The following is a 25665-nucleotide window of genomic DNA, read 5'->3' as shown; positions in this document are numbered from 1 at the left end:
TTCTTAAAACTTTTAAATTTATACTTAAAATGAAAGCATACATATTTGATTTAGATGGCGTTATCGTCGATACAGCAAAATTTCACTTTATAGCGTGGAAGAAAATTGGACAAGAATTTGGGTTTGAACTCACACACGAACTTAACGAACAGCTTAAGGGCGTAAGCCGTGTTGATTCGCTTCAAAAAATATTGAATTGGGCAGGTGTTTCTGTTTCCGAAGAAAAATTTGATGAGTTAGCAACACGCAAAAATGAAGATTATTTAAGCTATGTGGCTCAAATGAACGAAAACGATATCTTACCTGGTGTAAAAACATTTTTGGAACAGGCAAAGCAAAAAAATATAAGGATTGCTTTGGGTTCGGCAAGTAAAAATGCCCGTCCGATTTTGCAAAAACTCGGAATTATTTCGTATTTTGATGCCATTGTTGATGGAAATGACGTTAGCAAAGCCAAACCCGACCCCGAAGTTTTTGTGATTGCAGCTCAAAAATTAGGTGTTCAAAATGAAGATTGCGTGGTTTTTGAAGATTCGGAAGCAGGAGTTCAAGCGGCCAAAACGGCAGGAATGAAAGCTATCGGAATTGGAAGTGCAGACGTGCTACATCAAGCCGATGAGGTTTTTTCCGGTTTTGAAGAAATATTACGTGTGGAAAAATAGAAATCCTATCTTTTTAATTTTAAAACTTATAAGTATGTATATTACAGGTAAATACTGGAATAACTATATTGGTGATACAGATGATAGTTTGACATTAGTGGATTATCTTTTAGACAAGCAAAAGGAAGAAATTACCTTGAGTGAAATCTTCTCTGATACAAGTTTAGAACGCCTGAATTGGAATTTTCGTCAAACAGATACTTTACTTATTTATACTGATAAACAAGGAATTCAACGCGAGTTTTATTATGCAATTGATTTAATTACTGATTTAGCGGCATTACTTTTGGAATGTAAAAAGAATGGAAGTGTTAATTTGAGCGAACTTTCGGAAGGAAATTTTGATGCTACTTCATTGAATATTAAAATCATTTCAACTCAAGAGGAAAATAAACAAATGAATAAAGCTTTGAAAGATTTTGTAGCAGAACCTTTATCATACGATTTGAGTGAAATGTGTCCAGAAGAAGTGATGTTGGAAATAGCAGAAATCTGTGAAGAATTAAGAAAAGAACTTTTTGAAGAGTAAATTTATCAATAAAAAATAAAATCCTGTCGATTTAAGTTTTCAATCTGATGGTATAAAGCTATAAACCATATATGACCGATGAAAAACATTGTGAATATACGTCCGATGAATCCGAGCGAGTATTCGTTATTGCAGGATTTTTTGTACGAAGCCATATTTTTGCCCGAAGGCGTTACACCGCCACCGCGTGATATTGTCTTTCACCCCGAACTACGCATCTATTTTGCTGATTTTGGTTCACAAAAAGGTGATGTAGCCGTAGTGGCAACAGCTTCGGAACGGATAATTGGTGCGGCGTGGGCAAGAATTATCAACGATTACGGACATATTGACGACCAAACTCCCTCACTTTCTATTTCGCTTTATTCAGAATATCGAAATCAAGGTATTGGTACAAAATTATTTCAAAAATTGCTTGACCAACTTGCTGAGGAGGGCTACGAAAAAGCTTCATTATCTGTGCAGAAAGCCAATTATGCAGCAAAAATGTATTTGAAAATGGGGTTTTATGTCGTCAAGGAAAATGACGAAGATTATGTGATGGTGATTGATTTGAATTCGACAAATACACATTAACAATTGAACGAGATTTGAATAAAATGTCAGAATTACAATTACTTATGGTGTTGCTTCCTGTGGTATTTATGGTGCACGATTTTGAGGAAGTTGTAATGTTCGAGACGTGGCTTTCCAAAAATCGAGATGAATTGAGGCAACGTTTCCCGAAACTGGAAAAATTCCTGACTCGCAATAATTTTTTTGCATATTCCACAGCCGATTTTGCGGTAGCGGTAGCCCACGAATTTTTATTGCTTTCAGTTGTTTGTTATTTGTCGGTTTGGTTTGGGAGTTATGGTTGGTGGTTTGCCGGATTTATGGCGTTTTTCATTCATTTATGGATGCACATCGTGCAATGGCTTGTGTATGGAAAGTATGTCCCAGTGATAATCATCTCCCTACTGTCGCTTCCATATTGTTTTTATACATTTTGGAAGTTTGTTGAATCTGATATTCTGTCTTTTGAAGAGATGTTTTGGTGGACAGTCGGAGGAATTGTAGTAACTATTGTAAGTTTTCCGTTAGCATTCTTTTGGGCGTCGAAATTTCATAAGTTTCGTAAGAAAATGTAAATTTGTTTAAGGAATTATGTTTGAAAATGAAAAATTTTTAAACGAATACTCAAAAAAATAAATATTTTATAAGAATTAAGTGAAAAAATAAAATCATACATAGAATGAATCAAGATTATATCGTGCCGGATAATTGGTGCATCATAGAAGAAGGATTTGAAAAAGACCGCGTAATGCAGTCCGAGAGTTTGTTCAGTTTGGGTAACGGAGCGATGGGGCAACGTGCTAATTTCGAGGAACATTACTCAGGAAAAACCTTTCAAGGAAGTTATATCGGAGGGGTCTATTATCCCGACAAAACCAAAGTGGGTTGGTGGAAAAACGGCTATCCGGAGTATTTTGCCAAAGTGTTAAACGCTCCAAGTTGGATAGGTATTCGTGTGAAAGTCAACGGAAATGAATTGGATTTGAATACGTGCAAATCGGTCAGAAATTTCAAACGCGTACTAAATATGAAAGAGGGGGTTTACACGCGTTCGTTTGTGGCGACACTCCCAAGCGGAATGGAAATTCAGGTAAACGTAACTCGTTTTCTTTCATTGCAATACGATGAAGTGGGCGTAATTCGTTATGAGGTTACTCCTCTTACCGAAAAAGCTACTATTACGTTTGAGTCGTATTTGGATAGTTCTATTGAAAATCACGATACAAACTGGGAAGAAAAATTCTGGAATACACTCGATGTCAAGCAAGTAGGAAACAGAGGCTTTATCGTAGCGGAAACTAAAAAGACAGCCTTTCGTGTTTGTACCTTTATGGAAAATCGGTTGGAAGTAAACGGCGTAGTTTCTAACATTCAAAAGGTAAATCAAAAAGAGAACTACATCGGTTTCGTATATGAAACTTCGGCAGAGAAAAATCAAACCGCTCAATTTGAAAAGTATGCAGGATATGTAACTTCATTCAATCATCCGAAAGAAAAATTGATTGAAGAAACGGAGCAATTATTGCTGAAAATTACTGCTTTAGGCTTCAACGAATTATTGAAAAAACAGAAAGAAGATTGGGCTGAGGTTTGGCAAATGGCGGATATCACTATCGAAGGCGATGTCAAAGCACAACAAGCAATTCGTTTTAATATTTTCCAATTGAATCAAACGTATTCGGGTAAAGATGCTCGTTTGAATATTGGTCCGAAAGGATTTACAGGTGAAAAATATGGAGGAAGTACCTATTGGGATACCGAAGCCTATTGTTTGCCTTTCTATATGGCGACCAAAAACGCCGAAGTGGCTCGTAATTTGTTGAAATATAGATATGACCAATTGGGGAAAGCCATCGAAAATGCTGAAAAATTAGGTTTCAAAAACGGAGCAGCTCTCTACCCAATGGTAACGATGAATGGCGAAGAATGTCACAACGAGTGGGAAATCACCTTTGAGGAAATCCATCGTAATGGAGCTATTGCGTTTGCGATTTACAATTATGTGCGTTACACGAATGACTTTGCGTACGTTCCTGAAATGGGCTTGGAAGTACTTATCGGAATTGCACGTTTCTGGCACCAAAGAGCGACCTTTTCAAAGGATAAGAATAAATACGTAATTCTCGGAGTAACAGGTCCTAACGAATACGAAAATAATATCAATAACAATTTCTATACGAACTACATCGCTCAATGGTGTATCAAATATGCTAAGGAATGTTTGGATAAAGTGAAAACTTCTTATAGTGATGATTTTGAGCGAGTTTGGAAGAAAACTAATCTTTCCGAAAACGAAATAGAGCAATGGTTAGCAGTTGCCGAAAATATGTATTATCCGTATTCGGAAGAATTGAATATTTATCTGCAACAAGATGGCTTTTTGGATAAAGAACTCATCACAGTGGCAGAGTTGGATAAAAAAGAACGTCCTATCAATCAGCATTGGTCGTGGGATAGGATTTTGCGTTCGCCTTACATCAAACAAGCGGATACATTGCAAGGTTTCTACTTCTTTGAAGACCATTTCACGAAGGAAGAATTGGCTCGTCATTACGATTTTTACGAACCTTTTACGGTACACGAATCGTCACTTTCTCCGTGCGTACATAGCATTTTGGCAGCTTCTTTGGGGAGAATGGAACACGCTTACACGTTCTATTTGCGTACTTCTCGCCTCGATTTGGACGATTACAACAAAGAAGTTCACGAAGGATTGCACATTACCTCAATGGCAGGAACGTGGATGAGCATCGTGGAAGGCTTTGGTGGTTTGCGTATGCGAAACGGAATGTTACACCTGAATCCGCAAATTCCATCGCAATGGAAAAGTTATTCGTTTAAAGTGAATTTTCGAAATCACATTGTTACTTTAGAAGTTTTTCCAGAATCGGTAGTAGTTTCTAATCAAGGAGGTACATCGCTGAAAATGTGTGTTTTTGGAAAGGAAGTTGAGGTAAGTAACCAACCTATAAAAATAGTAAGATAAAATTTTTATTTCTTATGAAAAAAGTAATCTTTTTTTTGTTCTTTACGCTAGGTTTGTCATCAATTTATGCACAAATTCAAAGGGTTGAGCCGCCTTTTTGGTGGACAGATATGCGTCACTCACAGCTGCAAATTATGCTTTATGGTAAAGAAATAGCTCAGTTTTCAGTGGTGAGTGAACTTCCTATAGTGAATATTACTAAAACTGAAAACCCGAATTATATTTTTGTAACTGTTGATACTCAAAATAAAAGTGAGGGCAAGTATAAAATCAGTCTTCTAAATAAGAATAAAAAAGTAAAATCGATTGACTATGAGTTGAAAAAGCGTCGTGAGGGTTCTGCACTTCGCAAAGGTTTTGATAGTTCCGATATGGTGTATTTGCTTATGCCTGACCGTTTTGCTAACGGAAATCCGAAAAATGATTCACAAAAACATCTCAATGAAAAAGCTAACCGAGAGCTTTCAGGTGGAAGACACGGAGGTGATATACAAGGAATTATTGATCATTTAGATTATATTCAATCGCTTGGAGCAACAGCCATTTGGAGTACGCCTTTGTGCGAGGATAACGACCCTGCCTATTCCTACCATACCTACGGGCAGAGCGATGTTTATAATATTGATGCTCGTTACGGAAGCAATGAAGATTACAAGCGGCTTTCTTCGGAGTTGCATAAACGCGGAATGAAACTTATCAAAGATTATGTAACCAACCATTGGGGGGCACAGCATTGGATAATTAAAGATTTGCCCACTTACGACTGGGTGCATCAGTTTCCTGGGTATGCCCAAAGCAATTACCGAATGAGCACACAAATGGATGTAAACGCTTCCCAAATAGATAAAAAATATTGTGTTGATGGTTGGTTTGTAGAATCAATGCCTGATTTAAATCAAAGTAACCCTTTAGTGTTAAATTATTTGATACAAAATGCAATTTGGTGGGTAGAGTATGCTGACTTAGATGGATTTAGAGTAGATACCTATTCATATAACGACAAGGAAAGCATCAGTAAATGGACTAAAGCCATTATGGAGGAATACCCTAATTTTAACATTGTTGGCGAAGTATGGTTGCACCACCAAGCTCAAATCTCTTATTGGCAAAAAGACAGTCCTATAAGCGCCATTCAGAATTACAATACGTATTTACCTGCTGTGATGGATTTTACCCTGCACGATGCTTTTGGAGAAGCTTTAAAAGCAGCCCCTTCGTGGGATAAGGGAATGATTCAGTTTTACGAGAATTTTGTTAATGATTTTCTTTATTCAGATGTCAATAATCTTTTGATTTTTGCCGAAAACCACGATACTTCAAGAATCAACGAAATTTATTCTGATGTGGCAGATTATAAACTTATAATGACGCTTTTAGCTACAGCTCGGGGTATTCCGCAACTTTACTATGGTAGTGAAATTGGTATGCGAGGCGACAAAAGTAAAGGTGACGCTTATATTCGTGAGGATTTTCCAGGTGGCTGGGCAGAAGATAATCAAAATGCTTTTGATACTAAGCAAAGAACTGATGTACAAAAACAATATTTTGACTTTACATCTAAACTTTTCAATTGGCGTAAAAATCAAAATGTAATCCATTACGGAAAAACCAAGCAGTATTTACCCGATGAGGAATGTTATGTTTATTTCCGATATAATGAAGAAAAAGCCGTAATGGTAATCATCAACAAAAACGAAAAGACAAAGAACCTGCAACTTTCACGATTTGCGGAGAGTTTGAAAGGGTATGTGTCAGGTTATGATATAATTACAGATACCCAATTATCATTCACAGATAATCTTCAAATAGCAGGAAAGACAAGTATGATTATTGAGCTGAAAAAATAGCAATTGATAACCAACTTTGTTTTATTTCTCTAAGGTTTTATATTTATTGCTCGTGTAGACTCTCGCACAATTAAAGAGGTTTTGATAATTTCGGTGCGGGAGTTTTCTTTTTCTCCTTCGATATTTTCAATAAGCATTTGAGTGGCTTTTTTTCCGATTTCCAGTCCGTGTTGGTCAATTGCCGTTAGGGTAGGGTATGAATTCTGTGCCAAAAAACCATCTGCAAACCCAATTACGCCCAATTCTTCAGGGATATTGATTTTTCGGTTGTGGGCTTGGCGTATGGCTTTAACGGCTAAAAACTCGTTGCTGCATAGTAAGGCGTCGAATTGTTGTTGGTCGAAATAATTGGATATAATATCATCGGATTGGATGTCTTCAATGACTAAAATGAGGTTTTCATCAATAGGAAGTTTGGCATCGGAAAGCGCATTTTTGTAGCCTTTGGTGCGTAAATTCCCTATACTGATGTAATCGGGTACGGTAAGCATTCCTATTTTTCGATATCCGTTTTCAATCAGATAATTAACTGCCTTGTATGATGCCATAGCATCATCAACGATGACTTTATCACAATAGATATCTTGTGCTACGCGGTCAATCATTACCAAAGAAAATCCTTGGTTGATAACTTCTCTTAAATGGTGATAATCGCCTCGTTGTTGTGTTTCTTTGGAAAGAGCAATGATAAAACCATCAACATTGCTTTCGGCTAAGGTTTCGATATTTTTCACCTCTTGCTCAAACATTTCGTTTGAAAAGCAAGTAATGACGTTGTATCCGTTTTGAGAGGCAATCATTTCAATGCCTGTAACCACTGTTGAAAAAAAGTCGTGAGCAATTTCTGGAATAATAATCCCTATGTTTTTTGTTTTTTTATTCTTTAGGCTTAGGGCAATACTATTGGGTTTGTAGTTATGCGCCTTTGCGAATGTCTTTACGAGTTCTTTGGTTTCTTTGCTGATTTCAGGGCTGTTGTTTAGTGATTTTGAGACAGTAGAAATACTTACATTCAGCTCTTTAGCGATTTCTTTAATCGTAATACGTTTTTTCATTGAGAAGGGATTTTTACTCACTTTGCAATAGGATTATTTACAACAAGTGAACTTGATTATCTCCGTAAACATACGTAATAATATTCAATAAAGCAAATTTGGTTTCAAGGATAAAAAGCTAGTGACTAATGCTATACCTTACTGGCGAATACTTGCCTGTATGTTAGTTCAAAAAGTTATCCACATTATAACGTTTTCGTTTCGTTTTGTTGCGAAAAGAAAATTTTCGTAATCAAAATATGCGTAATTTAGCCTCGAGAAGTAAAAAATTATTGTTTTTAATTATTGTTTAATCTAAAAGATATTTATATGAAAAGTAAAAACGTTTATGTTTTGCTTTCGTTTCTTTTTGCTGCAATGGGGGCTTATGCTCAACAAGTGGTAAAGGGAATGGTGAAAGATGCTTCAGGAATGGAACTTCCAGGTGTAAATGTTGTCATCAAGGGAACCACACAAGGAACGACCACCGATTTCGACGGAAATTATGAAATTACCGTGAGCAAAGGAGCTGTTTTGGAATTTAGTTACATTGGGTATCGTACACAAACAAAAACGGTAAGTGGAAGTGCAACCCCGATGATTATCAACATTGTTATGGAGGAGGATTTACAACAACTCGATGACGTTGTAGTTATTGGTTACGGTGTTGCTAAGAAAAAAGATGTTACCGGTTCGGTAAATTTGGTAAATGAGAAAGATTTTAACAAAGCACCGGCGGTAAATGCCGATCAATTGTTGCAGGGTAAAGTGGCAGGAGTACAGATGACCTCAGCAGGAGGGGCTGTAGGTGAGGGGCAAACCATCCGTGTGCGTGGTAATGGTTCGTTATCCTTATCTTCAAATCCGCTTATTGTAATTGATGGCGTGCCTATGAACGACGGAGGCGTTGGAGGATCACGTAGTATCTTTAATTTGGTAAACCCTGAAGATATCGAAAGTATGACGGTACTTAAAGACGCTTCATCAACAGCTATTTTCGGATCACGTGCCGCCAATGGGGTAATTATGATTACCACCAAAAAAGGAAAAGCGGGTCAGGATATGAAAATCAATTTCAATACGAGCTTATCTTTACAAAACGTAAGTGATTATGTAGATGTGATGAGCGCTTCTCAGTACAGAGACCTCATTACAAGCACCGGAAAAGCCAATCTGATAGCTCGTTTAGGAACGGCTGATACCCATTGGCAAAAACAAATCTATCAGACAGCACCAATGAGTAACAGCACTTTGAGTGTTTCGGCAGGTGGGGTAGTACCTTACCGTGTTTCTGTGGGGCATTCGTATGCCGATGGCGTACTTCGTACCGATAACTTCCAACGTACTACTGCCAAAGTAACATTGACACCAAGTTTGTTGGACAATCACCTAAAATTAGAGCTGAATGCTAACGGAACATTTATGAAAAACCGTTTTGCTGAAAAGGGTGCTATTGGTGCAGCCGTAGGCTATGACCCAACCAAACCGGTTTATGACCCAACTTCACGTTATGCAGGTTATAGTGCGTGGTCAGACTCGGTAACAGGGCTTCTCGGAGGTTTAGCTCCGCTTAACCCAATGGCGATGTTATTCCTTACTGATGACAACTCCAAAGTGTATAACTTCATCGGAAATTTAAAAGCCGATTACAAATTACCTTTCTTTCCTGAGGTAATCGCTACGGTGAATGTAGGGTTAGACCACAGTAATGGTAAAGGAGATAGAATTATCGACCCTCGCTACCCCAATTCGTCAAGCAACTTTGCAGGAAATCATAAAGTTTATGATAACAAAACCACTAACAAGTTATTCGATGCTTATTTGAATTACAACAATGAGGTAAACAATCACAACATCGGTTTGATGGTAGGGCATTCTTATCAATCTTTTGAATTTGACAATCACGAAACCTTTTATGAAACCTTTGTAAATCCGGGGGATAATAAAGAAACACCAAAAATTGATAAAAGCAAAAACGTGTTGATGTCTTTCTTTGGTCGTGCCAATTACAGCTACAAAGATAAATATTTGCTCACAGCAACACTTCGTGCTGATGCCTCATCTAAATTAGCAAAAGAGCATCGTTGGGGATATTTCCCATCGGTAGCATTGGCGTGGAACATCGCTAATGAGAATTTCCTAAAAGAAAACGAAACGGTTAATGAGTTGAAATTACGTTTAGGATATGGTGAAGTGGGTAACGTTAACGGATTAGGAGATTATATTTTCTTAACCAACTATACACGTAGTACAAACGGAGCTTCTTATCAGTTTGGCGATAACTTCTACCAAACCTACCGACCAAGTGTAGTAAACACCGACTTGCGTTGGGAAATCGGTAATACGATCAATGCAGGTATTGATTTTGGTTTTTGGCAAAATCGCTTAACAGGAACTATTGATGTATATCGTAAACTAACCAAAGATTTGATTGCGCCAAGCACTGTGGATACCTTTACCAACTTTGGTAATGAAGTAAATGCTAACATTGGTAATATGGAAAACAGAGGTATTGAGTTCGGACTTAGTTACACTCCTTTCCGTACCGATGATTTCCGTTGGACAATCAATTACAATGTTGCCTACAACGAAAATAAATTGACGAAACTTCCGAAAGTACAAGATGTAGGAGGTATTGGAGGTGGTACGGGTAACAATATACAACGCCACCAAGAGGGTCAAATTCCGTTTGCGTTCTTCGTATTCCAACAAGTGTATGATGCTAATGGTAAGCCTATTGAAAACGTATTCGTTGATAGAAACAGCGATGGAGTTATCAATGACGACGACCGCTATTTCTACAAATCACCATTTGCTCCTGTAACAATGGGATTAACGATGGATTTCAACTACAAAAATTGGGATTTGAACATTATTACACGTGCCAATATCGGTAACTATGTGTACAACAACACGCAATCTTCTTTAAGTCAGTTTGAAGTAGCTACCGACAGAGAGTACTTGGATAACTTAATGTCAAATTATAACGATACCAAATTCAGAGAACTTAGCGGATTGGGCATAAAAAGTGATTATTTTGTAGAGAATGCCTCCTTCTTTAAGTTGGATAACATTACTTTAGGGTACACATTCCCAACTACAAAATACAATATTCGCCTATACGGAACAATGCAAAATGTATTGACGCTTACTAAGTACAAAGGCTTAGACCCTGAGGTTCTTGTACCTGATGTTATAGGGGTTAAGCACGGTATTGATACAAACTTCTATCCTCGTCCGAAAACCTATTTGGTAGGTTTGAGCGTGAATTTTTAGTCAAAATACAACGAATAAAATTTTTGAAAAATGAAAAGATATACCACATATAAGATATTCGGATTAGCTTTAGCCTTGTCGCTAACGAGCTGTATGAAAGACCTTGATCAGTCGCCTATTGACCCCGATAGCTTTACCGATAAAGAAGTGTTCGCCAATCCATCACAAGCCAAAAGTGCTTTGGCTAAGGTCTATGCTTCCTATGCCTTAACCGGACAACAAGGACCCGCAGGGCAAGGTGATGTAGCCGGAATAGATGAAGGATTTTCACAATTCACGCGGCTATACTTCCAAGCACAAGAGCTTACTACAGAAACCGCTGTAATAGGGTGGGCTGACCAAACCATTAAGGATTTTCATCATCTAAGTTGGTCAAGTTCCGATGTATTTCTTAACGGATTGTACAACCGCTTGGGGCAACAAATTTCCTTTGCCAATTCATTTATCACCAATGCAGAAGCGTTAAGCTCCGATGCTCAGGTGAGAACATTCATTGCTGAGGCTCGTTTCTTACGTGCCTATTCGTACTATTGCTTGATGGATTTGTTTGCCAATGTGCCATTAGCTACCAAAGTACAAGCTACTTTACCTACGCAAAGCAACCGTCAGGAAATATTCCAATTTGTAGAAAGCGAATTGAAAGCCATTGAGGGCGAATTGAAAGCTACCAAATCCAACGAGTACGGTCGTGTAGATGCTGCCGCTGCACAAGCGCTACTGAGCCGTTTGTATCTGAATGCACAAATGTGGGTAGGCACCGAGCGTTATGCTGATTGTGTTGCGTATGCCGAAAAAGTAATCAACTCAGGATATGCCTTGCATAATGATTACAGACAATTGTTTATGGCAGATAACGATACCAACGGAGCTCAAAACGAATTTATTTTCGTGTTGAGTTATGACGGAATTCAATCCAATACGTGGGGAGGTACTACTTTCTTAGTGAATGCATCTATAGGTGGGTCAATGAATCGTGATAATTACGGAACTACCGAGAATTGGGCGGGACTTAGAACCACTAAGGAATTGGTTGCCAAGTTTGAGACCAAAACCACCAATGCCAACGGAGAGCCAACAGCTTGGAACGACCAACGAGCAATGTTTTATACCGATGGACAGTCCTACGAAATCAGCGATATTAGTAAATTCACCGAAGGCTACGCACTGCCTAAGTTTACCAATCGTACTTCAACAGGAGGCAAAGGAAAAGACCCGTCAGGGAAACACCCTGATACGGATTTGCCTATCATTCGTTTGGCAGAGATTTATTTGAACTATGCTGAGGCTGTAGTACGTGGCGGAGGTGGAAGCAAAGCAACTGCGGTAGGCTATGTAAATCAACTACGCACACGTGCAGGAGCAACCCCTATTACCGAAGCAGAACTTACCGCCGATTTTATCTTAGATGAACGTGCTCGTGAGTTGTATTGGGAAGGATTGCGTCGTACCGATTTGATTCGCTACGGAAAATTCACCACAGCCGACTATCTATGGACATTCAAAGGAGGTGCCATCACAGGGGTAGGTACAGGTGAGCACAGAAATATCTTCCCCATACCGGCAAGTGTACTATTGGCAAATCCGAACTTAAAACAAAATACGGGATATTAATTGTAAAAATAAATGGGTATGAAAAATATATTCAAAGCAGGGACATTATTCGGGCTGCTATTTGTCGCCACATCGTGTGAGAAAGATGAAGAGAAAGCGGTGCTTAATGCCGAAGCTAAAATAGAAATGAGTTTGTCTGCCAATACGTTGGCTTTGGACAAAGAGAAAGGAAGTGAAACAGCGCTTAGCGTTTCGTGGGAAACGCAACAGCTGAACCTAAATTTGGGGCATTCGTACAGCATTTTGTTGGAAAGCAACGGAAAAAGCAAAGAGGTATCCGTAACCAAATCGCCATATAGTTTTTCTCACGTTGAACTTAACAAAATTTTACTTGCCAACTTAGAGCTTGCCGCAGGAACAGAGGCAGAAGTAAAAGTAACGCTTAAAGATGCCGTTAGTAATACGTATAGTATTCCTACCCAAGCAAAAACCATTAAAATAACACCTTATGCTGACCTTATCGAGCCCACCGAATGGGGTATTGTAGGACACGCAACACCTAATGGGTGGGATGGTCCCGATCTTCCATTTTGGAAAAACCCCACCAATAGCAATGAAAGGATAGCTTATGTGGCTTTGAAAGACGGCGAAATCAAATTTCGTAAAAACAATGCTTGGGCAGAAAATTATGGTGATGACGGGAAAAATGGAAGCCTTGAAAACGGAGGGGCTAACATTCCTGTTACGGCAGGGATATACAAAATCGTTTGGAACATTAACGAAAACACCTACACCATTGAGAAATATACGTGGGGAATTATTGGACACGGAGCCAAAGGATGGGGAGATAACGATGATATTCCATTAGAATATGACGGAACTACCAATACTTGGAAGAAAACAGTTACCCTTGTCAATGGCGAAATAAAATTTCGCTTGAATAATGCTTGGGATACTAACTACGGAGATGATAAAGCTGATGGCGTATTAGAAGCCGGAGGGGCTAACATTCCCGTTACCGCAGGAACATATACCATTACGGTCGATTTCTCAGTAACACCGCCTACATATTCCATCAAATAGGTTTTATAATGACAAACTTCGACTCTTAGGCTAAGCAATTTTGTTAATACGCAGGGCAGAGAGTCGAAGTTTTTTTATACGATGAGGAAGAGGTAATATGTTAAAAATCAGGTAAATGTTTGCTTTATGTTTTAAAAATATGTAACTTCGGGGTCTGTATGTAATGTTTATGTCTTTCTAAATCCTGAATTTTATCCTCTTGTAAGGATACAAATCTATAAAATCAGACAGATTTGCATTTTTGTAAGGGTACAAAAGCACAAAATCGGTGGGTTTTACTCTGTTGTAAGCCAACAAGGGTATAAAATCGGGCAGATTTCCACTTTTGTAAGGGTACAAAAACATAAGATCGGTGGGTTTTGTACTATTGTAATAAATAAAAAGAGAAAAATTACTTTAAAAAGAACAGAAGTAGAAGACAAATTATATAAACTTACCTATAAACATCAAGTAAAAACATAAAAAAATATAAAAATATGATTTCGAAGCATAATTTATCAAGAGTTCGCCTGATGGAATTTGCCCAAGTGATGGCGAATGTAAAAAACTTTTTAGAGAAAGAAGATCTTGCTAATTTGGAACTTACGGCTATTAAAACGGATTTTGACCGAGATTTTAATGCCTTTGAAGCCTCGTTAAAGCCCGTGCGAAAGAGCGAGTACACGCAACGAATCACCGAATTGGACAATCAGCGCGATATACTACTGATGGGCTACATTGGGCATTGTAAGTTATTTGTGAATTTTCCGGTGAAAGAGAAGGCTGAAGCTGCTAAAAAATTGGTACTAATCAACGAAAAATATGGTAAATCACCACAGAAGCAATCCTTCCGTGAAGAAACGGCTATCATTCGTAATCTGCTCGATGATTTAGCCGCTACTCAAGTAAAAGCTATGGTAACGCTCATCGGAGCCGAGCAATGGATTGAGCAACTTGCACAAGTTAATGAAGCCTTTGCTTCAATTCACACCGACCGCACCCAAGAGCAAGGAGCCGTTGAGGTGGGCAAAACCCAAACCACTCGTGCCCAAATGCAAACAACATTTACCAAACTTATTACTCTAATCAATGGTTTGACCATCGTAAAAGGAATACAAGCATATCAAAATTTGGTAAATTCTATCAATGAAGAGATAAAAAAAGTAACTCAATAGTCAAGGGAAAAGTTTCAAGTTTCAAGAATCAAGGATAAAGTTAAAAGGATAAAGTTTCAAGTTCCAAGTTCCAAGTTTCAAGTTCCAAGTTTCAAGAAACAAGGAAAAAGTAACAAGGGGCAAGAACCGTAATTCGTAATTTGTAACTCGTAATTCGTAATTGATTTCATACTTATGAAAAAAAATATTTTAACAATGGTTTTCGTTAGTCTGCTACTGTTTCAATGCGGTAAAAAGGATAATAACGATGCTCCCACACCGCCACAGGAGGTTACTCCGCTGAATCTCTCGGCAATGGATAACGGCAATCGGGTAATGATGCAGACTTTTTATTGGGATGTAGAACCTCGTGGCGATTGGTGGAATTTGACAGCTACCAAACTCACCGATTGGAAAGCTAATGGCGTAAACCGAATTTGGTTGCCACCTGCCACCAAGGGGCAATCAGGAGGGTATTCAATGGGGTATGACCCGTCGGATTACTTTGATTTTGGCGAATATAACCAACACGGCACCGTAGAGACCCGTTTTGGCTCGCGTGCCGAATTGGAAAATCTAATAAAAAAAGCCCACGACAACGGCTTAGAGGTTATTGCCGATATGGTATTGGGGCATAATTCGGGGGGCGGATTAGAACATAACATCACGCGTGGGAAAGACACTTACACGATGTTCAACGAGCAACACGGCAATGCTTCGGGAAAATTCAACCGCAGTCATTTGGACTTCCATCCGAATGATTACCATTGTTGTGATGAAGCTGCTGATTTCTTTTCAGAACAAGACCTCTGCCATCATAAGGAATATGTACAGAATTGGCTTTGGAAATCGGATGAGTCTGTAGCCAAATATTACAAAAACACAATGAAATTTGACGGATGGCGTTTCGATTATGTCAAAAGTTTTGGCGCTTGGGTAGTGAAAGATTGGATGGCTTCGGTAGGGGGCTTTGCCGTAGGAGAATATTGGGACGGCGACGCTCAAAAGCTCAAAAATTGGGTAGATGAAAGCGGAGGAGTTCCGGCTTTTGACTTTGCGTGTTTCTATAAATTGGAACAGGCTTTGGACAAAAATGATATGCGACACTTAATGGGCAACCAAATGCTTCGAACCATCTATCCTGATAAGGCGGTTACTTTCGTTGCTAATCACGATACCGAGAAAGACAAAAATCTTGATAATATAATCAGTAAAGAACGAAAACTCTTGGCGTATGCCTATATGCTCACCCATAGCGGCTATCCAACTATTTTTATTTCGGATTACGAAAATGATGAATTCAAAGCCAAAATACAGAATCTGTTACTCATTCACCGTAGTTTGGCCGTAGGCGAGGAGAAATTCTATTTGGCTTCCGATACCGAATTTATTGATTTCCGTTTAGGCGATGAAAACAGCCCTGGATTGATGCTTTTCCTCAACAGTGGAAATGCCCCTGCTACGCGTACCATTCCTACACATTGGAAAAACAAAACTTTGATAGATTATACCCAACAGAGTGCCACACGTCCTGTCACCGATGCTAACGGAAAGGTAACCATCACGGTGGGAGCAAATAGCTATGGGGTTTGGTCAATTTCAAAATAATTACGGATTTCGATTTTTAAATTACAAATTACGAATTACAAATTACGAAAGTTAGAGCCGTAATTCGTAATTGGTTCCGTAATTCGTAATTGATTCTCGTAATTCGTAATTAATTCTCGTAATTCGTAATTAATTCTCGTAATTCGTAATTGATTCCGTAATTCGTAATTGGTTCTCGTAATTCGTAATTGGTTCCGTAATTCGTAATTAATTTAAGTGTTAAGATGAGGAAAGACAATATCATTCAAGAGAAAACATTTGCTTTTGCAGTTCGGATTGTGAATGTATATCGTTATATAGTTTCAGAGTATAACGAACGGGTTTTGTCGAAGCAGTTGCTGAGGTGTGGCACATCAATTGGGGCAAATGTTGAAGAAGCTATTGGAGCACAATCGGATAAAGATTTTTTATCAAAGATAAGTATTGCTTATAAAGAAACTCGAGAAACGATATATTGGCTACGATTATTAGAAGCAACCGATTTTCTCACAGAAGAACAAAGTATCAGTTTGCTAAACGACGCCAAAGAAATAGCTAAAATCATTGGGAAAATACAAATAACAATTAAAAATAAACTAAAAACATAATAATGAATTGCGAATTTTAAATTACAAATTTCGAATTACGAATTACGAAAGTTAGAGCCGTAATTCGTAATTGACTCTCGTAATTCGTAATTGGTTCTCGTAGTTCATAATTAAATAAAAAAAGTTGTAATGAAAAAAATATCTATTATCCTTTGTTGCCTTTTGGGGTGGCAATCTCAAGCACAAAACACACAAATTTCGCCTGATGGTAATGTAAAAGTTACCTTTGAGCTAAATCCGTCAGGAAAACCTTTTTATAAGATTTGGTACAAGAATCAGGAAGTAATCAAGCAAAGTTATATGGGCTTGGAGCTTAAAAATACTACTGATTTAATTGCTGATTTTAAGGTTATTAAGGAAGAAAAATCTACTTTTGATGAAACGTGGCAACCTGTTTGGGGCGAAGAAAGCCATATTCGTAATCATTATAACGAGCTTTTGGTGTCGCTTCATCAAAAGACTTCAGATCGTTTTATGAATATTCGTTTTCGAGTGTATAATGATGGTGTAGGTTTCCGTTATGAGTTTCCTGAGCAGAAGCATCTGACCTATTTTACGGTGGTAGAGGAATGGACGGAGTTTGCAATGACGGGCGACCACACAGCGTGGTGGATAGTAGGCGATTACGATACCCAAGAGTACGACTATACCGAGTCAAAACTCTCTCAGATACGCCTATTAAATCAAGGAGCCATCAATCATAACGCCTCACAAACACCGTTTTCACGCACAGGAGTGCAAACTTCTCTAATGATGAAAACTGATAGCGGACTTTATATCAATCTACACGAAGCAGCTTTGGTAGATTACTCGTGTATGCACTTGAACCTCAATGATTCTAATTTCGTGTTCCAATCGCATTTGACTCCCGATGCTACGGGCGATAAAGCGCATCTACAAGCTCCTTGCCACACCCCTTGGCGTACCATTATGGTTAGTGATGATGCTCGTAATATTTTGGCTTCACGACTGATTTTGAATCTAAATGACCCTTGTGCGTACGAAGACACTTCGTGGATAAAACCTGTGAAATACATCGGTGTTTGGTGGGAAATGATTTCAGGAAAATCTTCGTGGGCATACACCGATGAGTTACCTTCTATTCAACTTGATAAAGTAGATTATACAAAATTAAAGACTAACGGAAAACACGCCGCAAATAACCAAAACGTACGTAAGTACATCGACTTTGCAGCACAACACGGCTTCGACCAAGTGTTAGTAGAAGGTTGGAATGTAGGTTGGGAAGATTGGTTTGGACATAAAAAGGATTACGTGTTTGATTTTGTAACTCCTTATCCTGATTTTGACCTCAAAGCCTTGAACGAATATGCCCATTCCAAAGGAGTAAAACTGATGATGCATCACGAAACCTCTTCTTCTGTAAGAAATTACGAACGACATATGCATAAAGCGTATCAGCTTATGAATGACTACGGTTATAATGCTGTAAAGAGTGGCTATGTAGGTGATATTGTGCCACGAGGCGAACATCATTATGGGCAATGGCTTGTAAATCATTATTTGTATGCCGTAACCGAGGCAGCTAAATACAAAATTATGGTTAATGCACACGAGGCAGTACGTCCTACGGGGCTTTGTCGTACTTATCCGAACCTTATCGGAAATGAGTCGGCTCGTGGAACCGAATTTGAATCTTTCGGAGGAAATAAACCCTTCCATACCACCGTACTTCCGTTTACACGTTTGCAAGGCGGACCAATGGATTACACTCCAGGAATTTTTGAAACCCAAATTTGGAACGTAAATCCTGACAACGGAAGCTATGCACGTAGTACCTTGGCAAAGCAATTGGCTCTATACCTCACAATGTATAGTCCGTTACAAATGGCAGCTGATTTGCCTGAAAATTACAGTAAATATTTAGATGCCTTTCAATTTATTAAAGACGTTCCTGTAGATTGGCAAAAAAGTATCTATTTAGAGGCAGAACCTGGCAGATATATTACCGTGGCTCGTAAAGATAAGCATAGTAACGATTGGTATATCGGTTGCACAGCCAATGAAAACGGACATACATCGAAACTAAAACTCAATTTCTTAGATAAAAACAAGAAATATGAAGCCACCATCTATGCCGATGCCAAAAACGCACACTATAAAAACAATCCTAAAGCGTACACTATTACCAAAAGAAAAGTAGATGCCAACACCACCCTTACCCTCGTAGCTAAAGAAGGCGGTGGGTATGCTGTGAGTATCAAGGAAATCAAGAAGTAAAAAGTTTATTCATAGTTTAAAGAAGACTACTCAAATAAATGGCTAATTGAAACAAATGATTAGATATTTGTTTTTGGGTAGTCTTTTTACTCGCTATTTTAGTCATATTATGAAAAAAAGTATTTTTGCCCTTTCAGTAGTAATCCTTTTAGGGATATTTTCTTGTAAGGATGTCTCTGTACCCGAAAAAACAAATTCAGATTCGATGAAACGAGAAAAAAAAGTAATCTATCAGGTATTTACGCGTCTTTTTGGCAATACCAATACAAACAACAAACCTTGGGGAACAAAAGAAGAAAATGGTGTGGGTAAATTTTCGGATTTTACCGACAAAGCTCTGCAAGAAATTAAGGATTTGGGAGCTACACACATCTGGTTTACAGGCGTTCCGCATCACGCTTTGGTGGGTGATTACAGGGCTATTGGCGTGTCTGACGACTCTCCCGAAGTGGTAAAAGGACGTGCTGGTTCGCCTTATGCCGTGAAAGATTACTACAACGTAAATCCCGATTTGGCAGACAATCCCGAAAATCGCTTGGAGGAATTCAAAGCCTTGATTGAACGCACCCACAAAAACGGACTCAAGGTAATCATCGATATTGTTCCCAATCACGTGGCTCGTAAGTACGAAAGTATCTCAAAACCAAACGGAATCAAAGGTTTTGGGGAAGAAGACAACACTTCTGTACAATACGATGTGAACAATAACTTTTACTACAACCCTAGTGAAGCCTTTGAAGTACCTAATTATGCCGAAGGTTATTTGCCTTTGGGTGGCGAATCTTTCACTGAAAAGCAAAAATTTCACGAATTTCCTGCGAAATGGACAGGCAATGGCTCACGCAAATCCAAACCTGACTTCAATGATTGGTACGAAACCGTAAAACTTAATTTTGGTATCCGTCCCGATGGCACAAAAGATTTTCCCGAACTTTCGGACGATTTCAACGACAAGGATTACAAAGCACATTTTTCTTTTTGGGAAGGAAAAAATCTGCCCAATACGTGGATAAAATTCAGAGATATTGCACTTTTTTGGCTTGATTTAGGAGTAGATGGCTTCCGTTTTGATATGGCAGAGATGGTTCCCGTAGAATTTTGGAGTTATCTGAATTCCAACATCAAAATGAAAAATCCTGATGCTTTTTTGTTGGCAGAAATCTACAACCCAAAAGCCTACCGCGATTATATCCGTAAAGGAAAAATGGACTATTTATACGATAAAGTACAATTGTACGACACACTTCGAGGGATTATCTCACACGGACGCACCACCGATGCTATTGCTCCCATACAGAAGGAGTTATCGGATATTTCAGAAAATATGCTTCACTTTTTAGAAAATCACGACGAGCAGCGTATCGCCTCGCCTGAATTTGCTGGATATGCTGAAAAAGCAAAACCCGCCATGGTGGTTTCCTCTCTCATTAGTGATGCACCTATAATGATATATTTTGGACAAGAAGTGGGCGAAAAAGGAGCAGAACGAGGCGGTTTTGGTAGTCCGTCACGTACTTCCATTTTCGATTATGTGGGCGTTCCCGCACACCAACGTTGGGTAAATAATAAGCAATTTGACGGAGGACAACTTTCTGAAAATGAGAAACAACTTCGTGATTTCTACAAACGTTTGCTTAATTTGGACGTAAACGGATTTTATGCTGACATACACGAACATAACCGAAAACATACCGAATTCTACAATGATAAAGTGTATGCTTTTGTACGAGGTGATGAAGAAAACCAGTGGATTATTGTTGTGAATTTTAGTGATACGGACGCATTTGGATTTGATTTGCAAATTCCTCAGTTTGTGGTTGGAAGTTGGTTTTTAAACGACGGGGCGTACACCACAACCGATGTCCTTTACGAAAACCAAAAAACAATCCTACACGTCACCAACGGACAAGGAAAAATGCGTGTGGATGTTGCTCCATTACAATCACTCGTGTTTAAGTTGTAAAGTTCATAAAATTAGTTCATAGCTATTTTATTTATAACGATGAATTCGTAAAATTAAGACTGGTTTAGTTCATTCATATTAATGGATAAGGTCAAGTATCATTAGCTGCGTGATACTGGCATCTACCTTTACGCCTTGATGAATGATGATCCTATGTTTTTCTAACTGATGATTGATTTCAGAAAGCAAAGAATCAAAGGCTTTCTTTTCGGTAATCTCGGGGCGAAATCGGCTTAAAACACTGTAGCTCGTAACATTATCCTCCAGCTGCATACCGCAGAATTTCATTGCCGATAGGCTGTGGTTTACATGCTCTTCTACCTTGACATCCGATAGGTTGTTCCACATTACATTCGTATTAATGGTTTTAATTGGGGCTTTTTTAGCGTTTTTTAGCCTCAATTTTTCGTAAAGGTATAAATTTTTGGGTTTAAAATGACCGATATGGCTATTTTATCGCTATTTCACCAATCTCTCAATCATATACATTCCAAGGACAATGACCACGAAAAATAGCACCCAGTTGATCATAGTCGTTACATACCAATGAGCATAAGGGTTGTATTCTTCGGATTTTTTATGGGGCGAAAGTTTGTTTTTTATGGCGGCAATCAGGTAGAACACGCCAGCCACCAAAAACATTCCTAACAAAGCCAACATTCCCAGTGTATCGCCTACGCGTCCAAAAGAAAAGATACGCAAAAAAGAAGACACCATCGCATCGGGTAGCATTGCCACAGCCACATAAACCACGATTCCGACCAGTAAAAACAGCCCTCGCATCAGTTTTTCTATAAGATTTCTTGCAGGGGGCGGCGGACTGTACAGAGTTTCGCCCTCTTGGAGGGGCATTCTTCCTTTTAGGCTCAGCCAAACCCATGCTCCACCAATTGCCAGAGCAATAAGACTCAAAAATAAGCGTGTGGCAGACAGCTCCAAGCCCATTTTATTGCCCAGAATTACCAAGCCCAGCCAAGTGAAAAAAAACACAAACATAGTTAGCATTGCTAAAAGCAACTGCAAGATTCCCTTGCGTTTGTTTGGGGTCGGTGTGTTAGGGGGTGTGTTCATTGTTGTTTCGTTTTTTTTACGGTTTAAAAATTGTTGATGTCGCTATTTCATAGTTATCTCAATCCCAAGCATCGCAAGGGCAATAATCACGAAAAACATCACCCAGTTGAGCATAGCCATTAAATACCAATGGGCATAGGGGCTTTCTTCTAGGGATTTTTTATGGGGCAGGAGTTTGTTTTTTATGGTGGCAATCAGATAAAACACGCCAGCCACCAAAAGCATTCCCAATAAAGCCAACATTCCCAGTGTATCGCCTACGCGTCCAAAAGAAAAGATACGCAAAAAAGAAGACGTCATCGCATCGGGCATCATTGCCACAGCCACATAAACCACGATTCCGACCAGCAAAAACAGCCCTCGCATCAGTTTTTCTATAAGATTTCTTGCAGGGGGCGGCGGACTGGACAGAGTTTCGCCCTCTTGGAGGGGCATTCTTCCTTTTAGGCTCAGCCAAGCCCACCCCACGCCAATCATCAGAGCGATAACGCCCAATAATACGCGTTCGGCAGACAGCTCCAAGCCCATTTTACCGAACAGAATCACCAAGCCCAGCCAGCCAAAGAAGAGCACAAAACTAGTAGGTATTAGAATGGCAAAAAGTCGGATGACTTCTGTGCGTTTGTTTGGGGTCGGTGTGTTAGAATTTTTGTTCATAAATTTTTTTACCTTAAACATTTATTTCATTCTATAAAAAAGAAAACATAAACCAAAAGGAATATTACCATACCAATTGCCATAACAGCCAAGATATAAGGCAGTTTCGTCCCTGAAAATAATATGACAAAATCTATATTGGTTTTCTTTTTCCTTGTCGGAAACGCTTTTTCTAACTTTTCTGATAAGCAATGCTTATTTAACACATCGGCTTTATCCAATCCTTCAAAATTTATGTTGCCTAACCAAAAATATTTATTTCTTCCATCAACTTGTATCCTCAAAATATCCAACCAACCTTTTTTAGAAGTCGTAAAATGATAATTGTTAATCGTATGGTTTAAAAATATGGTCGCCTTATTGGTTTTTACATCAATAATTTTTATAACATCGTCACTGACTTGAATTGAGATGATTTTAGAAAAATGTACATTCACCCACATACATAGTAGCGTTATTATAGCCATTGAGCTTGTTGTACTTAAAAATTTGGATAAAAACGAATTATCCCACAAAAGAAATAAAATTAAAAAAAGCAATACACTTTTCCATAAGGCTGATAGGCTATGTCTTCTAAATTGTAATTTTACGTCTTTCATCATTTTTTAGGATTGATGGACTATCTTTTTGAAAACTTTAAATAATACAGCACCAAAGCGGCAATGGCAACGCCAAAAATCAACACCCAAAACACCAGATGAGAAGTGTCGTCTTTTATTTTGGTGGTAACAGAAAACAAAACGTCATTTTCTGCGACAACAAAAACGCCATCGTCAATCAGCTGCTCTACTTTACTGTCTGATAATTGGCTGTCGTGCTGTATGGCAGCTTGCAAGGCATCACGATCGGCAATGCGATACGCCCCCGCAATGATTTCACCCTCTTTGGCTTTTTCAGAAAGGAAGCCATATTGACCGCGTCCGTGTGTGTCAAAATAATAAAGCTCATCGCCTTTTTGCCACAGATTTAGCTTAGGATTGCCCCAGCTTGTCCACGCCCCTGCCGATGAAGTTTTGACCTTGTTCAGCATCGTGGTAAATGCCCTTAGCCCCATATAATTATTACGGCGACCTTGCGGCCAGTCTTCGTAAGAGCTAAAATACAAAATATCTTTACCATCAGTGAAATAGCCATCGGAAAACTCAGTAAATTTGCCCAAGTTCAAATGGTTTTTGCCGATTGCTATCGCTTTATTTTGCTGATTATCATAGGCATAAATCGTATTATCGTCGTAAAAAAACAAATGCTGTGCGTAAAGTTCACTTAGTGAAAACACTTTATAAGGCGGTTGATTGGGATTGAGTTCTTTGCCATCTACAAAAATCTGTCCGCCGTTTTTATGATACAGCACCTGAAAATCGCCCCACGCACTATAACGAGCGGATGCCCAATCGGGACTATAAGTAGCATCCAGCGGGTTGCTTTGATAAAATAGTTGCTTACCATCGCTAAAATAATCGGTGGCATCGGCAATGGCAAAAATACGCGCTTTCGCCCCTTGAATAAGCTGTCCTTTATAATAAAACTGTGTACTATCAGAGCTGAGTGCGTAAATGTCATTTATGGGGTGAAATTCTTTTCCTGTATCATCTATTTTAATGGTTGTGTATTGATAGTCAGAATATTTTTTACCTGTCAGTGTATAAAATACTGACTTTAAAAAATAAACAACCATATTGGTTTTGATGTTTTCTGCGGTAAATGAACAATAATAAGTAGTGGTGCCATCGCTATAAAGTCCGTTGCCCAACGCCTTTACGGGGCCTTTCATTCCGTCAAGAACGCCATTGCCACAATAGACCTTGTTTTTATCCCAACCGACGGACTGATTAATGCCTTCTAACGCCTCAAATGATTCGGGGTCAGCACCATATATTGGCAAATATCCAGCCCCTGCCACTTCGGCATAAACTTTTTTGTCGTGATGATAAAAAATAGACGTGCCAATACGCTGTGCTGTCGCCAAATTGGGCTGTGAAAGATTATTCATCAAAGCCAATACAATTAGCAATGCCAATCCGCCCAGTGCGATAAGTGCCATCATCAGTAGCTGTTTTATGTTTTTTTGTGAAATCATATGCAAAATTAGGGTTTTAAAGTTTAAATTTTTGATTTTTTTTTATGTTTTAACATTGACAATATGGCTATGGTTGGAATGGCGATGACATTTAGCACCACTGCGGCATAAACCAAAAGCACGCCCTCATACGAATTAGTAAACATCCTTATCGCAACCCAATATATGATATTGAGCATCAATAAAAACAAAGCCGATAATAAAAGAAATCGAAGGCTTGTGATGTTTTTCTTACGAAATAAAATCATACACAATGCCAATACCAATAGATAAAACGTAATTCCTATAAAATAAATACAATCTTCTTTCATAAAATCAACCTGCCATCATTAGTATTTCTATTTTGTTTTGCACAGAAAGCCCTAAATATAAAGTCAGTAAGAGCAATACAGCCCATAAAATAGCTTCATAATACCACGCCATTTTTAGTCTTTTAAGCCAAAGCATTTGGGTTTTATTAAAAAGATACATCAAACTCAACATCAGCAGATTAATCGTAGTAATAATAATCAAATAATTACCGATATTTTCAACAAATACATCCAAAGGAATGCCACGCCCACCAGAAAGCCGCCCCGATGAAAAAAGCACAGACAAGCCAAGAAGATTAAAAATCAGTAAGATAACCAACCTATCTATCCATTTGTTTTTAAATCTCGGAAACCCCTTAGGCACTTGAAAAGGTGGCGATGTATCGCCTTGTGCTTGTTTGTACAAAAGAATTATTTTTGCAATGATTAAAAAGCAAAGCCCAAAAGTAATCAGGCTACATAGTACAAATAAAACGCTAAATATATTCATCTTT

At 38.6% G+C, this 25665-nt stretch carries 22 protein-coding genes; 14 read left to right on the top strand and 8 right to left on the bottom strand.

Annotation, left to right across the window (positions count from 1 at the left end):
- The first annotated feature begins 29 nt into the window (after positions 1-29).
- The 6 genes from pgmB to CGC47_RS06540 all read left to right on the top strand — a co-directional run bounded on the left by pgmB (position 30) and on the right by CGC47_RS06540 (position 6579).
- Entirely contained in the window at positions 30-662 is a 633-nt protein-coding gene (gene pgmB, locus CGC47_RS06565) for a beta-phosphoglucomutase (protein ID WP_042001391.1), read from the top strand.
- Between the two features lie 34 nt (positions 663-696).
- Entirely contained in the window at positions 697-1191 is a 495-nt protein-coding gene (locus CGC47_RS06560) for an imm68 putative immunity domain-containing protein (protein ID WP_042001393.1), read from the top strand.
- A gap of 78 nt (positions 1192-1269) precedes the next feature.
- Positions 1270-1767, top strand: a complete 498-nt coding sequence (locus tag CGC47_RS06555) for a GNAT family N-acetyltransferase (protein ID WP_095900147.1) — start codon at positions 1270-1272, stop codon at positions 1765-1767.
- A gap of 23 nt (positions 1768-1790) precedes the next feature.
- A complete protein-coding gene (locus CGC47_RS06550) occupies positions 1791-2321 on the top strand; it encodes an HXXEE domain-containing protein (RefSeq protein WP_042001334.1) in 531 nt (176 codons plus the stop codon).
- A 104-nt stretch (positions 2322-2425) separates the two neighbouring features.
- Positions 2426-4732 (top strand): glycoside hydrolase family 65 protein, encoded by a 2307-nt coding sequence (locus CGC47_RS06545; RefSeq protein WP_095900146.1) that lies wholly within the window; start codon positions 2426-2428, stop codon positions 4730-4732.
- Positions 4733-4746: 14 nt separating this feature from the next.
- Positions 4747-6579, top strand: a complete 1833-nt coding sequence (locus CGC47_RS06540) for a glycoside hydrolase family 13 protein (protein WP_042001337.1) — start codon at positions 4747-4749, stop codon at positions 6577-6579.
- Positions 6580-6608: 29 nt separating this feature from the next.
- Here the strand turns inward: CGC47_RS06540 and CGC47_RS06535 are convergent, their stop codons facing one another.
- The gene (locus tag CGC47_RS06535) at positions 6609-7634 is read right to left on the bottom strand and encodes a LacI family DNA-binding transcriptional regulator (protein ID WP_042001340.1); all 1026 of its coding nucleotides are present in this window, start codon (positions 7632-7634) and stop codon (positions 6609-6611) included.
- Between the two features lie 309 nt (positions 7635-7943).
- Here CGC47_RS06535 and CGC47_RS06530 point away from each other — a divergent pair, with 309 nt between their 5' ends.
- The 8 genes from CGC47_RS06530 to CGC47_RS06495 all read left to right on the top strand — a co-directional run bounded on the left by CGC47_RS06530 (position 7944) and on the right by CGC47_RS06495 (position 21055).
- The gene (locus CGC47_RS06530) at positions 7944-10889 is read left to right on the top strand and encodes a SusC/RagA family TonB-linked outer membrane protein (RefSeq protein WP_042001344.1); all 2946 of its coding nucleotides are present in this window, start codon (positions 7944-7946) and stop codon (positions 10887-10889) included.
- Between the two features lie 30 nt (positions 10890-10919).
- Complete coding sequence (locus CGC47_RS06525) at positions 10920-12500, top strand: RagB/SusD family nutrient uptake outer membrane protein (RefSeq protein ID WP_042001348.1); 1581 nt, start codon at positions 10920-10922, stop codon at positions 12498-12500.
- Positions 12501-12518: 18 nt separating this feature from the next.
- Positions 12519-13523, top strand: coding sequence for a SusE domain-containing protein (locus CGC47_RS06520; RefSeq protein ID WP_042001397.1), 1005 nt, complete (start codon positions 12519-12521; stop codon positions 13521-13523).
- A 476-nt stretch (positions 13524-13999) separates the two neighbouring features.
- On the top strand, positions 14000-14677 hold the full coding sequence (locus tag CGC47_RS06515; protein WP_041913693.1) for a DUF6261 family protein: 678 nt from the start codon (positions 14000-14002) through the stop codon (positions 14675-14677).
- A gap of 174 nt (positions 14678-14851) precedes the next feature.
- Entirely contained in the window at positions 14852-16264 is a 1413-nt protein-coding gene (locus tag CGC47_RS06510; protein WP_042001351.1) for an alpha-amylase, read from the top strand.
- Positions 16265-16488: 224 nt separating this feature from the next.
- On the top strand, positions 16489-16851 hold the full coding sequence (locus tag CGC47_RS06505) for a four helix bundle protein (RefSeq protein ID WP_013998321.1): 363 nt from the start codon (positions 16489-16491) through the stop codon (positions 16849-16851).
- A gap of 129 nt (positions 16852-16980) precedes the next feature.
- The gene (locus tag CGC47_RS06500) at positions 16981-19092 is read left to right on the top strand and encodes a glycoside hydrolase family 97 protein (protein WP_095900145.1); all 2112 of its coding nucleotides are present in this window, start codon (positions 16981-16983) and stop codon (positions 19090-19092) included.
- Between the two features lie 205 nt (positions 19093-19297).
- Complete coding sequence (locus tag CGC47_RS06495; RefSeq protein ID WP_095900382.1) at positions 19298-21055, top strand: alpha-amylase family glycosyl hydrolase; 1758 nt, start codon at positions 19298-19300, stop codon at positions 21053-21055.
- A gap of 78 nt (positions 21056-21133) precedes the next feature.
- Here the strand turns inward: CGC47_RS06495 and CGC47_RS06490 are convergent, their stop codons facing one another.
- From CGC47_RS06490 to CGC47_RS06460, 7 genes are read right to left on the bottom strand one after another with little or no spacing between them, the layout of a single operon-like run.
- On the bottom strand, positions 21134-21457 hold the full coding sequence (locus tag CGC47_RS06490) for a transposase (RefSeq protein ID WP_095900144.1): 324 nt from the start codon (positions 21455-21457) through the stop codon (positions 21134-21136).
- Between the two features lie 57 nt (positions 21458-21514).
- Entirely contained in the window at positions 21515-22126 is a 612-nt protein-coding gene (locus tag CGC47_RS06485; RefSeq protein WP_042001356.1) for a hypothetical protein, read from the bottom strand.
- A gap of 42 nt (positions 22127-22168) precedes the next feature.
- Positions 22169-22783 (bottom strand): hypothetical protein, encoded by a 615-nt coding sequence (locus tag CGC47_RS06480; protein WP_042001401.1) that lies wholly within the window; start codon positions 22781-22783, stop codon positions 22169-22171.
- A gap of 26 nt (positions 22784-22809) precedes the next feature.
- The gene (locus CGC47_RS06475; protein ID WP_095900143.1) at positions 22810-23385 is read right to left on the bottom strand and encodes a hypothetical protein; all 576 of its coding nucleotides are present in this window, start codon (positions 23383-23385) and stop codon (positions 22810-22812) included.
- Between the two features lie 17 nt (positions 23386-23402).
- Positions 23403-24860: a DKNYY domain-containing protein gene (locus CGC47_RS06470; protein WP_095900142.1), complete on the bottom strand. Its 1458-nt coding sequence runs from the start codon at positions 24858-24860 to the stop codon at positions 23403-23405.
- A 23-nt stretch (positions 24861-24883) separates the two neighbouring features.
- Positions 24884-25171 (bottom strand): hypothetical protein, encoded by a 288-nt coding sequence (locus tag CGC47_RS06465; protein ID WP_095900141.1) that lies wholly within the window; start codon positions 25169-25171, stop codon positions 24884-24886.
- Positions 25172-25175: 4 nt separating this feature from the next.
- Entirely contained in the window at positions 25176-25661 is a 486-nt protein-coding gene (locus CGC47_RS06460) for a hypothetical protein (RefSeq protein ID WP_042001365.1), read from the bottom strand.
- Between the last annotated feature and the right edge of the window lie 4 nt (positions 25662-25665).

Origin of the sequence: Capnocytophaga canimorsus (genome assembly GCF_002302565.1) — a bacterium.
Taxonomy (GTDB): Bacteria; Bacteroidota; Bacteroidia; order Flavobacteriales; family Flavobacteriaceae; genus Capnocytophaga; species Capnocytophaga canimorsus.
Note: the sequence above shows the minus strand (reverse complement) of the source record. Positions and strands in the feature narration are given on the sequence as shown.